Origin of the sequence: Parageobacillus toebii NBRC 107807, from assembly GCF_003688615.2 — a bacterium.
Lineage (GTDB): Bacteria > Bacillota > Bacilli > Bacillales > Anoxybacillaceae > Parageobacillus_B > Parageobacillus_B toebii.
In genome coordinates, this window is record NZ_CP049703.1 from 3,046,963 (window position 1) to 3,060,837 (window position 13,875).

A 13,875-nucleotide genomic window follows, 5' to 3' on the forward strand; every position below is an offset into this window, starting at 1 on the left:
TCGTTTTTCCTCTCTTTTCTCATTTCCAAACGAGTGCGCCTATGCCCTAGTATATCGTAAAACCAGCTAAAAAGAGAACAGAAAATTAGAAATAAAAAACCGGCCATGTCACTGACCGGTCTTCTTTCTAATATACCCATTCGTTCATTAATTTTGAATAATTGACAAGCTCTTCTTCTTTGAAAAATAAGCGAATTTCCCGTTCAGCGCTTTCCGGGGAATCGGAACCGTGAATGACGTTTTTCCCGACAGTCAGACCATAATCACCGCGAATCGTGCCAGGCGCTGCTTCCTGCGGGTTTGTTTTTCCCATCATTTGTCTAGCCGCCGCAATAACGTTTTCGCCTTCCCATACCATTGCAAATACAGGGCCTGATGTAATAAAGTCTACTAGCTCTCCGAAAAACGGACGTTCTTTATGTTCCGCATAATGCTGTTCTGCTAACTCTCGGGATACTTGCATTAACTTTGCACCGACAAGCTGGAAGCCCTTTTTCTCAAAGCGAGCAACAATCTCGCCGATTAAGTTGCGCTGAACCCCGTCAGGTTTGACCATGATAAACGTTCTTTGCATCATCAATTCTCCACCCCTACTGTGATATGTACTAGGAAATCGGATTCCCAACAAAATAGTACCATTGTTTTCGCGCATTAGCAATAATGTCCTTGAAAGCGCTAAAAATCCCTTTTTCCGATATATTTTGCTATGTCATATAATGTGGAACGCGCCTTATTGTTTGGCAGCGTTTCTAATACACGAAACGCTTTTTGCAGATAGCGGTCGCTAAGCGCATACGATTTTTCGATCGCACCAGTTTGTTTAATCAACGTAATAATTTCTTTCATTTCGTTTGGCGTTGTTTTCGGATGAACAGCTGTAATTCTCTCTCTTGCATGTTTATCCTCCATCGCGAATAACGCAGGAAGCGTTACATTTCCTTGCAATAGATCACTTCCCGCCGGCTTGCCGAGCTTTGCTTCCGTGCCGGTAAAATCAAGAATGTCATCCGTAATTTGAAATGACATGCCAACATAATAGCCAAATAAGTAAAGACGCTCTGCCACGTCTTTTGCAGCGTTTGCGGCAATCGCTCCGAGCTGGCAGCTTGCCGCAATCAATAGCGCTGTTTTTCGTTTGATGCGCCGCAAGTAACAACGAAGGTTTTGATCGAAACGATATTTATCTTTAATTTGTTCAATTTCACCACGGCATACTTCGACAATCGTATTCGCTAAAATGCGATGAGCAAGCGGATTCTCAAGGCGTGCCATCTGTTCAAGAGAACGGGCAAACATATAGTCGCCGGTATACATGGCAAAACGATTGTTCCATTTTGCCTTAATCGTTTTTCTTCCTCTCCTTAGCTCCGCATCATCAATCACATCATCATGAACGAGTGAAGCCATGTGGATTAACTCCAACGCCACTGCCACATGTTTAATTCGTTCAATATCATATGTACCGAATTTTGCGGCAAGCAATACAAAAACGGGACGGATCCGTTTTCCGCCCGCTTGCAACAAGTGTAGCGCAGCCTCGCTCAATTGCGAGTAATCGGACTGGACCGTTTTTTCTAATTCTTTTTCAACTGCACGTAAATCCGTATTCAAAAACGAATACATTGCTTTTAACTTCATCCTGTTCACCTTAACTATTATCGTTTATGACCTAAATGCATTGCAGCAACTCCAAATGTGTACGATTTGACTTCAATATCGACGAAGCCGGCGTCGCGGAACATCTGTGCAAGCTCATCCCTTCCAGGAAAATCGCGCGCCGATTCCTGAAGCCACGAATATTCCTCATAACTCTTTGCAAATAACTTTCCAAATAGAGGCATAATAAAGCGAAAGTAAAAATAGTATAACTGACGAAAACCAATTAACGTCGGCTGCGATGTTTCAAGGCAAACGACTTTGCCGCCTGGCTTTACGACGCGATACATTTCTTTCAGCACCGTCATATAGTCAGGTACATTGCGCAAACCAAAGCCAATCGTTACATAATCAAACGTATTATCAGGAAATGGTATGTTCATCGCATTGCCGTGAATCAGTTTTACGTTTGCCAACTGGCGTTCTTTTACTTTTTGTTCGCCAACTTGCAACATATTTTTGCTGAAATCAAGCCCGTATACTTCACCGCTTGGCCCGACCGCTTCAGCAAGCGCAATCGTCCAATCGGCAGTACCGCAGCAAACGTCGAGCGCCTTTTTCCCCTTTTGTACATTCATTCGCTTCATCGTATCCTCACGCCATTTGAGATGACGCCGGAAACTAATGACCGAATTCATTCGATCGTAATGTTTATAAATTTTTTCAAATACATGATGAACCCGTTCTTCTTTTGATTGATACATACTTCTACCCTTCTTCCACCGTCTTTTTCGCGATGGCTGAAAAACCGCCAGTTAACTCGGAAATGCGGATTTGCAACGCCTCATTGACTTCTAATTTTATTTTTAGCAATTTCTCTTTGCAATGGTCAATATAGCGATTACAAATATGGAGCAAATAATGTTTTTGCTCTTTTGTCACCGTTTTTGTTTTTGGAAATACGATATTTGCCATTTGCTCAAACAAAACGGAAGAACCAGAATGGATAAACGTCTCTCTTTCCTTGTTTAACCGTTTTAACAGCAAGTAATCATACGAAAAATTTACCCATAACGGCGCAGAAAAATGCTCTGCCATTTTGCAAATTAATGCTGACTCAATCGTTCCAACACTGTCGAATAATGTTTCAATTCGTTCAATATCTTTTTGATATAATCGAATTTTATGCTCATTAATCTCTTTAATGGCCTCTGCAAACAGACGAATCATCGAAATTTCATTCAACTTTGCTAAATAATCGTAATATAAACCGCTATATAAATCCCCTGCAAGGACCACCAGTTGTCTTGTTTTCAAATCATCGTCTTCATGGTTGGAAACAGAATTTGTTACTTCGTCATGGGTATCAAGGGCGATTTGGACAAGCATCATTGGAATAATATAATGGTCAGCTTTCTCTGGGGAAATTTGCGCATCTTCTAACATGGATAATGATAGCAAAATGCGATCTTCGTCGATTGGTCTTGACGGTATATGCTGAAGCAAATAAGAATGGTGAAGAAATCGTTCAATTTGCTCTTTTAACAATGCGATTTTTATCATGATGTTTTTCAATATAATCACCCTTGCCCCAAAAATTTGCATACAATATAACGGAGTAATTATAACATAATTTTTCTGTAAACGCTCTAGTTTCAATAGAAAATCGTTAAATTACTTTTTTCCTTCTGACTCAATTTCTCCATGTCTCGTTTGAATATACGCTTTTCCTCTTACTTTAATGGCTGATGTATGTTCAGTGAATTGAGCGATCAACACTTCGCCTTTATCGAGCTTTTCCGAATGGTGAAAACGTGTATCCGCTCCTCTTGTTAGCCCGATGACGTTCACACCATCCTCGAGTGCTTTAATAACGATATAGTCGCTGTTTATATTCATAACTCTCTCCTCCTTTTTAGTTATTCGTATATTTTATCCTTTTATGAGCGAAAGCACTTCTGCACGGGCGACTTGGTCCGTTTCAAATACTCCTCTCACCGCCGTTGTCACTGTTTTTGCTCCTGGTTTTTTCACGCCGCGCATCGTCATGCACATATGTTCTGCCTCGACCACTACCATTACTCCATATGGATCGAGTGTTTCCATAATCGAATCAGCCACTGTCGCTGTAATGCGTTCCTGCAATTGCGGGCGGCGAGCTACTGTTTCCACCGCTCGTGCCAGCTTGCTTAACCCTGTGACTTTTCCGCCGCGAGGAATATATGCGACATGAGCAACTCCAAAAAACGGAACTAAATGATGCTCGCACATAGAGTAAAACGGAATATCTTTGACTAGCACTAACTCCTCATGGTCTTCACTAAATACGGTTTGAAAATGCTGCTTTGGATCTTCATGCAATCCCGCAAATACTTCGGCATACATCTTCGCAACTCGTTTTGGCGTATCGACCAATCCTTCACGATTCGGATCTTCCCCAATCGCCTCTAAAATCAACCGAACTGCATATTCAATTTGTTCATAATTCACGTGTGGCATACAAACAACATCCTCCTGCATCATAAAAGCTGAATGTAATCCGATTCTAGCATATATAACGAAAAAAAAGCAAAAAAGAAGGGAAGCATATCGCTACCCTTCCTTAAAAGCTCTTGATTGCTTTATTATGTAAGCTTACTTTACAGCATCTTTAAGAGCTTTACCTGGTTTGAAAGCAGGAACTTTGCTCGCAGGAATTTCCATTTCTTCTCCTGTTTGCGGATTGCGCCCTTTACGAGCTGCACGCTCACGCACTTCAAAGTTCCCAAATCCAATTAATTGAACTTTATCACCTTTTCTTAACGCTTCCGTAATAGATTCAAATACAGCATCTACTGCTTTTGTTGCGTCCTTTTTGGAAAGACCGCTAGTTTCAGCAACTGCGTTGATTAAATCCGTTTTATTCATACCATTCACCTCCTCCCAAGAAAGTTGTAAAAAAATTTCTTACTAATTCCATTTCTTCACATTTTCTCATATTTCTATACGTATAAAATTCGGTGACATGCCTAATATTAAACAATTTATCGCTATAATTCAACACATTTTCAACAAATCAATAAAATTTAGGCACATTTCACCAAAGAAAGCAACTTTTTCTGATAAAAGATTATCATATGTCCTATACGTTATCAAGATAAAATCCTTGTTTTCAAGGGTTTCTATCATTTTCTCACATAGTAATGCGGGCAGTAAAAAAAGACTCCAAACATGGAGCCTTTTTTATAAAATAATTGCGATTAAACCGCCAGAGCCTTCGTTAATAATGCGCTCTAGCGTTTCTTTTAACTTGTAACGCGCATTTTCCGGCATCAGGGCAAGTTTTGCTTGAATGCCTTCGCGGACGATCGAGCTAAGCGAACGGCCAAATATGTCTGAATTCCAAATAGAGAGAGGATCATCTTCAAAATCTTGCATTAAATAACGGACAAGTTCTTCGCTTTGTTTTTCCGTACCGATAATTGGCGCAAATTCCGATTCGACGTCCACTTTAATCATATGAATGGACGGAGCTACCGCTTTTAGCCGAACACCGAAGCGAGATCCTTGGCGAATAATCTCCGGCTCTTCTAGGCTCATATCGGAAAGCGCCGGCGCTGCAACACCGTAACCGGTTTGTTTAACCATTTTCAGCGCATCAGCAATTTGATCATATTCGGCTTTTGCATGGGCAAAATCTTGCATGAGCTGTAATAGATGATCCCTTCCGCGAATTTCTACACCAACGACTTCTTTTAAAATTTGATCATACAGTTCATCTGGTGCATATAAATCAATTTCCGCAATTCCTTGCCCCATTTCAATGCCGGCAAGGCTGGCTTTTTCAATAAAATCATATTCGCTGAATTGCTGCACAACTCTGTCGACATCGCGCAGCCGTTTAATGTCTTTTACCGTATCGCGCACAGCTTCTTGATAGCTTTCGCGAAGCCAATGATCTTCGCGGAGCACCATGACCCAGCTCGGTAAGTTCACATTCACTTCTAATACCGGAAACTCATATAATGCTTCACGAAGCACGTTATAAACGTCCGCTTCCCGCATGCCTTCTACGCTCATTGCCAACACTGGAATATCGTATTTTTCCGCAAGCTCGCGACGAAGAACTTCTGTATCAGGATGATGAGGGCGAACGGTATTAATAATCATAATAAACGGCTTACCGACTTCCTTCAGCTCATTAATGACGCGCTCTTCTGCTTCCACATAATCTTGGCGCGGAATCTCGCCGATTGTGCCGTCGGTCGTAATGACCACACCGATCGTAGAATGTTCTTGAATCACTTTTCGTGTGCCGATTTCTGCCGCTTCGTGAAACGGAATCGGCTCCTCGTACCATGGGGTATGAATCATACGCGGGCCGTTTTCATCTTCATAGCCTTTTGCGCCTGGAACAGCATATCCTACACAATCAACGAGGCGAATATTTACTTCTAATCCCTCATCGACTTTTACGGTAACAGCTTGGTTCGGTACAAATTTTGGCTCCGTCGTCATAATCGTTTTTCCAGCGGCGCTTTGCGGCAGTTCATCTTGCGTACGCGCTTTATCTGCTTCGTTTTTAATGTTAGGGATGACGACAAGTTCCATAAATCTTTTTATAAAAGTAGATTTACCGGTCCGGACCGCTCCGACTACTCCTAAATAAATATCGCCACCAGTTCGCTCGGCGATATCTTTGAAAATATCGACTTTTTCCAAATGACTCCCCTCCAGTCTTTGGGTCGTTATAGTTAACAACCGAATTTGCTAGTATTGTAGGACACTATATGAATATGATGTTGTCCTATTCATTTATGACTAAAATATAAAAAATCCCTTCTCTAGAATGTATTTTCCTAGAGAAGGGTTCATGACTTAATTCGTTAAAAAAATTGGTTCATTTGTTTTGGGATCAATCGTATATGGAAGGGAGTAAGCCGGCACAAACAACGAATGTTTCACTAATATATCGCGAATATCATCACCTGGGCGATAATGGTGTTTTTCTTTTCTTAACGCATTATATAAATCAATGCGATAATCGATATAAATTTCTCCATTATAGTCAATGACAAATGGCAAATTGTTTCCCGAAAATGGACTGACAGCATGCGGCGGCTCTTTATAACCGAGTTTTTTATAATCAAGTGTAAATACTCCTTTTGCGATCATTTTCTTAAACGGAGGATATTTATGTTGATCTTGATACATTTTCAAACGCAATTTCAGTTCGCGAATTTGTTCGGCTGAGCGCAAGTCAAGCAACTTAACGGTTGGATTGTTTTCGGCATCTACAATGACGTATTGAAAAATCCCTCCGCTTTCATAGGCGTTTCCTGGTGGTTCCTGCATATAACGTGGTATTAATTTATTAAAATCAATAGGATACTTTTGATAAATCGGAGTTTTCATATCGCGCGTTTTTATCGGCAAAAGCCCTCCCGTCGCTTCACGGTATTGATTAACTGCCGATTGCACCGCAGCCACTTGGTCTTCGTACGGAATTTGATTTTGTTTTAACCGTTCTTCTGGATACAGACAGCCTGAGAGAGAGAATAACATCAAGCACAATGCCATGCAACGAACAATCCATTTCATTTACAATCCATCCTTTAACCGTGTCTATTCTGGTGTAGGTCCGCTAAATACGACAAAAATAATAATAATTCCTGCTAAAATCATAAGGACATAAGCGATAAATGCCAAAATAAATCGAATAATCTTGTTTTTTGCTTTATAACGGCTAATATAAATTGAAAATACCGAAATAAACATGAATACCATTGAGGTAATGGCAATCCACATTTTCGCCAACGCCGGTGACATCGTTTTTCCTCCTTTTTTCGACACTTATTATAGCATATCACCTAATACACGGCGCAAAAAAAACTGAAGTAAAGCGGGGCTTTCTTTACTTCAGTTTAACAATAATACCCTTGTTCCGGAAGCTCAAGTCTATAGTTGTTCGTAGTATTGTATGCGAAGTACAAACAACTTGTATCATCGAACGCCTATTTTCTTTATTTTTACTGTTGCGATTCCGTAAGAATATTCATTAAATCATCCATCTCTTGCGTTTTCCCGCGCGACATTAACGAATCCACCGCATCTTTTGGATCTTTTCCGTCGAACAGTACTTCATAAAGCACTTCCGTGATTGGCATTTTTACTCCGAGTTTTTTGGCAAGCTGATAAGCCGCTTTCGTTGTTCTTACCCCTTCTACAACCATTCCCATGCTTTCAAGCACTTCATCCAGCTTTTTTCCTTTTCCCAACATATGACCAGCGCGCCAATTTCGTGAATGAACACTTGTACATGTGACAATTAAGTCGCCGACGCCTGTTAATCCGGCAAAGGTCAGCGGATTGGCACCAAGCGCGCAGCCTAAGCGGGCAATTTCTGCAAGACCTCTTGTAATAAGGGCCGCTTTTGCATTATCCCCATATCCTAATCCATCCGTAATACCGGCAGCTAAAGCGATAATATTTTTCAACGCTCCACCGAGTTCAACCCCAATTAAATCCGGATTGGTGTAAACGCGAAAGTATTGGTGGTTCATAAACAAATCTTGAATGCGCTCCGCCGCTTTCATGTTTTTCGAAGAAACGGTTACGGTCGTCGGATGGCGCAAGCTTACTTCCTCGGCATGGCTCGGGCCAGATAAGACGACAACATCTTGCAAAAGCTCTCCCATTTCTTCCTCAATGATTTCAGAGACACGTTTATGTGTGTCTGGTTCAATTCCTTTACTCACTGCTACAATGGTGATTGGTTCATGAATACAATTGCCCACTTTCCGTAATACTTCTCGGATTGCTTTTGTCGGTACAGCTAACACAACCGTTTGAATATGATCTAGCGCCCGACAAAGATCATCATAACCAACAATTCCTTCAGGCAGCTGAATCCCTGGCAAATATTTTTCATTCGTCCGTTTTGTGTTTATTTCCTCAATCTGCTCCGAACGGTGCCCCCAAAGACGAACAAGATATTTGTTATCTGCTAAAACAATGGAAAGCGCTGTCCCCCAGCTTCCTGCTCCTAGCACTGTAATTTGCTTCATCGTTTCTCACTTCCTTTTATAAAATTGCTTGCCGCCTCCGCTTTTCGGTGTCGCCGATAAGCAGGCACCCTTCGCTTTTCTTATTGTCTAGCTTCGGCGGCTAGCTCCCTTGTGCGAAATAACCTCCGCCCTTGAAGTGCAAGCACTTCCGCGGGCGAAGAACATTTCGCTTCGGGAGCTATTCGCGCCGCCTTCGCTTTTCTTATTGTCTAGCTCCGGGCGCCATCGGCTCGCGTCGCTTCGGCCCCGCTGCGGCGGCGACAGCCTCCTCGCGGGTCCTCCAGCGCGTTTCGCCGATGAGCAGGCGCCCTTCGCTTTTCTTATTTCCTTGGTCTGGCGATGATTTTTATTGGTGTGCCTTCGAAGCCAAACGCATCGCGGATGCGGTTTTCTAAAAAGCGTTCATAGGAGAAATGCATCAATTCTGGGTCGTTGACAAAAACAACAAACGTTGGCGGTTTTACAGCCACTTGCGTCATGTAATAAATTTTTAAGCGCCTCCCGTTATGCGTTGGTGTCGGATTCATTGCTACTGCATCCATAATCACTTCATTCAACACATTTGTTTGCACGCGCATCGCATGATTTTCACTCACCATGCGAACGAGCGGCAATAATTTATGTAAGCGTTGTTTTGTTTTTGCAGAAACAAAGATAATTGGCGCATAATCAAGAAATGGAAAATGATCACGAATTTTCCGCTCAAATTCGATTAATGTTTTGTCATCTTTTTCAATCGCATCCCATTTGTTTACAACAATGATTACACCTCGCCCCGCTTCATGGGCATATCCGGCAATTTTTTTATCTTGTTCGATAATCCCCTCTTCGGCGTTCAAAACAACGAGAACGACATCAGAGCGCTCAATCGCTTTTAACGCGCGCAATACACTATATTTTTCGGTGCTTTCATAAATTTTTCCTCTTTTTCTCATTCCTGCTGTATCAATAATAACATATTCTTGTCCTTCCCTCACAAACGTTGTATCGACAGCATCCCGTGTCGTACCGGCAATATCGCTGACAATGACGCGCTCTTCTCCTAAAATGGCATTAACAAGGGATGATTTGCCAACATTCGGCCGTCCGATTAAACAAAACTTAATTACATCTTCTTCATATTCTTCTTGACCGCGTTTTGGAAAATGACGTGCTACTGCATCCAATAAATCACCGAGCCCCGTTCCGTGCGAACCGGAAATCGGATATGGATCGCCAAACCCAAGTGCATAAAAATCGTAAATGAGATCGCGCATTTCTGGATTATCAATTTTATTCACCGCAAGGACAACAGGTTTGTTAGAACGGTGTAAAATTTTCGCTACTTCCTCATCAGCCGCTGTCACTCCATCACGGCCGTTTACCATAAAAATAATAACATCTGCTTCATCGATCGCGATTTCCGCTTGTTGGCGAATTTGCACTAAAAGCGGCTCATCGCCAATATCGATCCCGCCTGTATCAATTAAGTAAAATTTATGATTTAACCATTCCGCGCTGCTGTAAATTCTGTCGCGAGTCACCCCAGGTACATCCTCCACAATGGAAATACGCTCACCAACGATTCGGTTAAAAATCGTTGATTTTCCAACATTCGGACGTCCAACAATTGCTACGACTGGATTGGTCATGCTATCACCCTTTCTTTACGTATCGCGACTGTAAAAAAGCACCCTTCAAGGAAGGGTACAGCTGTTTTATTTTATCAAAAACACCATTCGCCAACAATAATCTAATGCTTGACAATGATGAATAATTCTTCTGCCAGCTCATGAGCAATCCCATCAAGAATCGCTTCTAAATTGGCGGCGATCCTCTCCATTTCTTCTTTTGTTTCACATGTAAAAATCGGAGCCCCTCCCGCAACTTTTTGCGCATTCGTTGTAATGACAGCTAGGATCATTTTCTCATGTGTCATATTCTTCTATTCTCCCTTTCGAATGAACTGCCGTTTTTTTGGCATACGAATAGCATTTTCTAATATCGGTGCATTCTCAATAATCTTTTTTGCCTTTTCGATGTCATTCACCTGCGGCAAAATAAAAATACCCACACGCCCATCATTTAAATCCCGTTTGGCTAGGGGCACAAGCGCCGGCGTCCCTGAATCGCGATATACTCCAAGCGCGGAAGATACGTCATGCAAAATCGCCTGCCGTTGTCCCAGGTTTGCAATCGTTGTGCGCGCATTAAAATTTTTCGGCGTTAAAATAAACCCCATCCCATATCGCAAAATCTCTTCGCGGCGTGCTTGCAGCCCGATATTCATAATGTAAATGTTATCAACATATAATCCCGCTCCTTCAAAATGCGGCTTTACATATTCCACGTCTGCAATATCTTTTAAGCGATTCCCTGTCATTAACCGGTGCGCAATGAACAAACAAATCACGCTGACAACCATTGCTGCCCAAACATTCCATATTAAATACGCAAGTGTGGAAAAGAAAGAAGTAAAAATAACTAAATAGTTGCGCCCTTCAAAAACAATGGCAATTCCTTCAATATATGTCTTTCCGCGCGGCACAAGTTCATATTGGTCAAGTTCGTTCAATGTATTGCGTTCCATATTGCGCACTTCACGAAACTGCGACGCAGCAAGCGCTAAAAAAGTGATGGCTGTAAATTCTTTTTCCATAATGGCCGGAACGGCAATGGTGCCGAGGCCAGCAGCAATCACACCAAGAGCGATGTGAATGGTTTTTCCGTGCAAATATGTCGGATATTGACGATAGTCTGTCCGTAATAAATATAACCGTGTCAGCACTCCAACCACAACTCCATATAGAATGGGAAAAGTATATTCATTCATGGCTGTCTTGTCCCCCTTATTTGTTTTTTTCCATCGACATACACCGCAATCTGCTCGAATAGCGTCCAAATAAGCAAGCAAAACGCACTAATGGATATTGTGTCTAAAAAAGAAAAAGAACCAATGATATATGAAAACGCTACTCTTTTGGAAATGATGGAGTACAATATTTCTCCTTGGCAGCTTCCAATGATCAAGCATACTAAGCGTGATTGAATATTTTCGTAAAATAGAAAACATATTATGAATAGCATCCCTGCAAGCATCCATGTACGATCCATCCATATCCATACTGGGTCAAAAAGAACGAGCAATTGGAAAGATGTATAGGCAAAGGCAATCGTCAATGCGGCGATCACTAAATATAGAAGCTTCCGACGAGTTTGCTTTGCCGTGAAATAACAGGATAAGAAAAAAAGAAATAAAAAAGAAAGCGTTACACAAAAACTGCCTATATACAGCGAAACAGATGAGAGGATAATGGTAATCAATGCGATCGCGGCCAACATCGTCCGTTGGCGTGTTTTTTTCATAAAAAAAGTTGCGATCATCCATATTATCCAAAAAAAGGAGTAAAAATAAATACCTTCCATACCTTCCACCCCCTTATTATGTTCATTATTTCATCTTTTATGAACATTCATTCGCGCATAAGGAAAATAAAAAATAGTTATAGTAAAGAATGACATAGAAAAAGAAAGGAGCGAAAACAAAGTGGGCAAAGACCGGCAAGAAAAAAAGCTAAAACAATCACACCGCGTCGAGTCCGACCGTGATCAATCTATCGAACACAAAGGCGCAACAAGACTCGAAGACCCAGAAGCAGCAAGAGAACGAAATCAACACTAAAAAGTAGACGCACCGCATTTATCTGCGACAAGTGCAGAAAGATTAAAAAGGATAGCATCAAAAAAGCTGACTCCATGATTACAAATGGAGTCAGCTTTCAAATTGAAAAAGCAGAACATCAAGAACTTTTATTTTTCCATCATTCGCCCGAGTGGTTTATAAATGTAGTCGACCATCTGCGTCGGCCCTGGAAGATCGGGATTCCATATTAACACCATCGCAAGAATCGTTCCCAGACTTAAAAGTACAACAAAAACGGCTTTTTCTTTTTTCTGCGTCCGGTTTATTCGCGGCCACTCGTATAGAAAGATGAGGGCAACCAAGACAAGAGTACCTAGTATTAATCCAATTTTCATTATTTTTTCACCTCTTGTTCAAGCAATCCTTGCGGAACGGTGCCTATACCTGGTCTGCGGACGTATGCCTTCGTCTTCACAATCACTTCAACGTCAGGGAAAATTTCCTCCCAACGATCCTTTACCCGGTTCCATTCTCTTGGATATTTTCGATGGAAAGTATCTGCAAAGCCAAAAATATCGGCTTTCATTTCTTTTTGTACTTTTTTCAATGCGGCTTGAATGCGCTTATTCGTCTCCTTTTCCAATTCTTTTTCGATCATTTTCGCATACTTAGGATTCATCAAGTTCAATTTCGTTCCGTTTAATATGATATCGTCTTCCGCAGTCGCCTTTACGATCATCTTCCATTTGCCTTTCTCATATTTCGGGATAAGTTCCGTATGCGCTTTTATCAGCGTGGCCGTAATATTTCCCTTTTCCCCTTTCAGCGTAACCGTGACATTCGCCTCTTTAATCTCATTTCTGAGCCAAAGCACGCCCCGAGTCAACTGATCATCAATATCTCCGATCATTTTATCCTTCTTAAAAATGGCGGTGCGTTGGATAAACGCAATGGGCTGTAGTTCTTTTTTCCCTTCTTCCGGCGGCTTGATCTTCACCATGGGAAGAGCCGCTGCACCGGCATCGCCGCTTAGCATTTGCAGAACATCTTTTACCGTTACTCGCAGTAAAAGCTGCGATTCTGACAATTCCCGCAGCACTTCTGATGAGCTTTGCTCAATCGGAGGGACCAATTCAAGCACACTTTTCGCAGTTCCTTCACTCACTAATACATTGGAACGAAGGCGAGCTTCTGGATTGCGGCTCAGAAAGTCGAGATGCTGGCGAATCCCTGCTTTTGCCGCTTTCTCCCCAAACACGATCACTTTCATGTGCCCCCAAAAGACACGGCGAGGAAGCTTCTCTTGCAGGTTCGAGATCGCATCAGCCACGGTAACACCCGTTCCCGATCTTATAATCGTTTCACCCCCACCCCCACCACCTCCACCATCACTGCCACCACCTATCATCTGTCCTCCTCCACCGGCTGATTTCGGAACAACTATTTCCACTGTAAGCCTGATCTCCCCATTTTTTGTTTGATCAATTCCTAATCCTACGATTAGCGCTAAATCGTTGACTTCTGTCCGGTCCCAACAGCCGCTTAGCAAAATAAGATGAACACAAGCGAAAACAATTTTTGCTGCTTTTTGCAAGATGCCCATTTTTGTTT

Annotated in this window: 18 protein-coding genes; 1 reads left to right on the forward strand and 17 read right to left on the reverse strand. The window is 41.9% G+C overall.

Features of this window, described 5'->3' with window-relative positions; genetic code table 11:
* Positions 1-127 precede the first annotated feature (127 nt).
* The 15 genes from ndk to DER53_RS15660 form a co-directional block, all read right to left on the reverse strand.
* Positions 128-574 (reverse strand): nucleoside-diphosphate kinase, encoded by a 447-nt coding sequence (gene ndk / locus DER53_RS15590; protein ID WP_062677611.1) that lies wholly within the window; start codon positions 572-574, stop codon positions 128-130.
* A gap of 101 nt (positions 575-675) precedes the next feature.
* On the reverse strand, positions 676-1,638 hold the full coding sequence (hepT, locus tag DER53_RS15595) for a heptaprenyl diphosphate synthase component II (protein WP_015864284.1): 963 nt from the start codon (positions 1,636-1,638) through the stop codon (positions 676-678).
* 17 nt (positions 1,639-1,655) lie between these two features.
* A complete protein-coding gene (gene menG / locus DER53_RS15600) occupies positions 1,656-2,360 on the reverse strand; it encodes a demethylmenaquinone methyltransferase (protein ID WP_015864285.1) in 705 nt (234 codons plus the stop codon).
* Between the two features lie 4 nt (positions 2,361-2,364).
* On the reverse strand, positions 2,365-3,201 hold the full coding sequence (locus tag DER53_RS15605; protein ID WP_015864286.1) for a heptaprenyl diphosphate synthase component 1: 837 nt from the start codon (positions 3,199-3,201) through the stop codon (positions 2,365-2,367).
* Between the two features lie 69 nt (positions 3,202-3,270).
* Positions 3,271-3,495, reverse strand: a complete 225-nt coding sequence (mtrB, locus tag DER53_RS15610; protein WP_015864287.1) for a trp RNA-binding attenuation protein MtrB — start codon at positions 3,493-3,495, stop codon at positions 3,271-3,273.
* 33 nt (positions 3,496-3,528) lie between these two features.
* Positions 3,529-4,095, reverse strand: a complete 567-nt coding sequence (gene folE, locus DER53_RS15615; protein WP_015864288.1) for a GTP cyclohydrolase I FolE — start codon at positions 4,093-4,095, stop codon at positions 3,529-3,531.
* Positions 4,096-4,230: 135 nt separating this feature from the next.
* Positions 4,231-4,503, reverse strand: a complete 273-nt coding sequence (locus tag DER53_RS15620; RefSeq protein ID WP_015864289.1) for an HU family DNA-binding protein — start codon at positions 4,501-4,503, stop codon at positions 4,231-4,233.
* A gap of 315 nt (positions 4,504-4,818) precedes the next feature.
* On the reverse strand, positions 4,819-6,297 hold the full coding sequence (gene spoIVA / locus DER53_RS15625) for a stage IV sporulation protein A (protein ID WP_062677576.1): 1,479 nt from the start codon (positions 6,295-6,297) through the stop codon (positions 4,819-4,821).
* A 156-nt stretch (positions 6,298-6,453) separates the two neighbouring features.
* Positions 6,454-7,176: a hypothetical protein gene (locus DER53_RS15630; RefSeq protein WP_015864291.1), complete on the reverse strand. Its 723-nt coding sequence runs from the start codon at positions 7,174-7,176 to the stop codon at positions 6,454-6,456.
* 24 nt (positions 7,177-7,200) lie between these two features.
* Complete coding sequence (locus DER53_RS15635) at positions 7,201-7,404, reverse strand: DUF2768 domain-containing protein (RefSeq protein WP_015864292.1); 204 nt, start codon at positions 7,402-7,404, stop codon at positions 7,201-7,203.
* A gap of 200 nt (positions 7,405-7,604) precedes the next feature.
* Positions 7,605-8,642 (reverse strand): NAD(P)H-dependent glycerol-3-phosphate dehydrogenase, encoded by a 1,038-nt coding sequence (locus tag DER53_RS15640; protein ID WP_062752732.1) that lies wholly within the window; start codon positions 8,640-8,642, stop codon positions 7,605-7,607.
* 320 nt (positions 8,643-8,962) lie between these two features.
* Complete coding sequence (der, locus tag DER53_RS15645; protein ID WP_015864294.1) at positions 8,963-10,273, reverse strand: ribosome biogenesis GTPase Der; 1,311 nt, start codon at positions 10,271-10,273, stop codon at positions 8,963-8,965.
* Between the two features lie 101 nt (positions 10,274-10,374).
* Complete coding sequence (locus DER53_RS15650) at positions 10,375-10,560, reverse strand: capping complex subunit for YIEGIA (RefSeq protein WP_015864295.1); 186 nt, start codon at positions 10,558-10,560, stop codon at positions 10,375-10,377.
* 6 nt (positions 10,561-10,566) lie between these two features.
* On the reverse strand, positions 10,567-11,454 hold the full coding sequence (locus tag DER53_RS15655) for a YIEGIA family protein (protein ID WP_062752734.1): 888 nt from the start codon (positions 11,452-11,454) through the stop codon (positions 10,567-10,569).
* Positions 11,451-12,047 (reverse strand): YphA family membrane protein, encoded by a 597-nt coding sequence (locus tag DER53_RS15660; protein ID WP_062752736.1) that lies wholly within the window; start codon positions 12,045-12,047, stop codon positions 11,451-11,453. The genes DER53_RS15655 and DER53_RS15660 overlap by 4 nt, the downstream gene beginning before the upstream one ends.
* A 121-nt stretch (positions 12,048-12,168) precedes the next feature.
* Here DER53_RS15660 and DER53_RS15665 point away from each other — a divergent pair, with 121 nt between their 5' ends.
* Positions 12,169-12,303, forward strand: a complete 135-nt coding sequence (locus DER53_RS15665; RefSeq protein WP_015864298.1) for a YpzI family protein — start codon at positions 12,169-12,171, stop codon at positions 12,301-12,303.
* Between the two features lie 128 nt (positions 12,304-12,431).
* On the opposite strand, the gene DER53_RS15670 is transcribed toward DER53_RS15665, so the two are convergent.
* Both DER53_RS15670 and DER53_RS15675 read right to left on the reverse strand, forming a co-directional pair.
* A complete protein-coding gene (locus DER53_RS15670) occupies positions 12,432-12,659 on the reverse strand; it encodes a hypothetical protein (RefSeq protein WP_062752738.1) in 228 nt (75 codons plus the stop codon).
* Positions 12,659-13,867 (reverse strand): Ger(x)C family spore germination protein, encoded by a 1,209-nt coding sequence (locus tag DER53_RS15675; protein ID WP_062752740.1) that lies wholly within the window; start codon positions 13,865-13,867, stop codon positions 12,659-12,661. The genes DER53_RS15670 and DER53_RS15675 overlap by 1 nt, the downstream gene beginning before the upstream one ends.
* Positions 13,868-13,875: the final 8 nt, after the last annotated feature.

Bases quoted from the DNA above. Each gene is read 5' to 3' on its own strand.
- mtrB (WP_015864287.1), bottom strand. From the start codon at position 3,495: ATGAATATAAACAGCGACTATATCGTTATTAAAGCACTCGAGGATGGT.
- DER53_RS15605 (WP_015864286.1), bottom strand. From the start codon at position 3,201: ATGCAAATTTTTGGGGCAAGGGTGATTATATTGAAAAACATCATGATA.
- DER53_RS15670 (WP_062752738.1), bottom strand. From the start codon at position 12,659: ATGAAAATTGGATTAATACTAGGTACTCTTGTCTTGGTTGCCCTCATC.
- hepT (WP_015864284.1), bottom strand. From the start codon at position 1,638: ATGAAGTTAAAAGCAATGTATTCGTTTTTGAATACGGATTTACGTGCA.
- der (WP_015864294.1), bottom strand. From the start codon at position 10,273: ATGACCAATCCAGTCGTAGCAATTGTTGGACGTCCGAATGTTGGAAAA.
- DER53_RS15630 (WP_015864291.1), bottom strand. From the start codon at position 7,176: ATGAAATGGATTGTTCGTTGCATGGCATTGTGCTTGATGTTATTCTCT.
- menG (WP_015864285.1), bottom strand. From the start codon at position 2,360: ATGTATCAATCAAAAGAAGAACGGGTTCATCATGTATTTGAAAAAATT.
- DER53_RS15620 (WP_015864289.1), bottom strand. From the start codon at position 4,503: ATGAATAAAACGGATTTAATCAACGCAGTTGCTGAAACTAGCGGTCTT.
- ndk (WP_062677611.1), bottom strand. From the start codon at position 574: ATGCAAAGAACGTTTATCATGGTCAAACCTGACGGGGTTCAGCGCAAC.
- DER53_RS15640 (WP_062752732.1), bottom strand. From the start codon at position 8,642: ATGAAGCAAATTACAGTGCTAGGAGCAGGAAGCTGGGGGACAGCGCTT.
- DER53_RS15655 (WP_062752734.1), bottom strand. From the start codon at position 11,454: ATGAATGAATATACTTTTCCCATTCTATATGGAGTTGTGGTTGGAGTG.
- folE (WP_015864288.1), bottom strand. From the start codon at position 4,095: ATGCCACACGTGAATTATGAACAAATTGAATATGCAGTTCGGTTGATT.
- DER53_RS15635 (WP_015864292.1), bottom strand. From the start codon at position 7,404: ATGTCACCGGCGTTGGCGAAAATGTGGATTGCCATTACCTCAATGGTA.
- DER53_RS15675 (WP_062752740.1), bottom strand. From the start codon at position 13,867: ATGGGCATCTTGCAAAAAGCAGCAAAAATTGTTTTCGCTTGTGTTCAT.
- DER53_RS15660 (WP_062752736.1), bottom strand. From the start codon at position 12,047: ATGGAAGGTATTTATTTTTACTCCTTTTTTTGGATAATATGGATGATC.
- DER53_RS15650 (WP_015864295.1), bottom strand. From the start codon at position 10,560: ATGACACATGAGAAAATGATCCTAGCTGTCATTACAACGAATGCGCAA.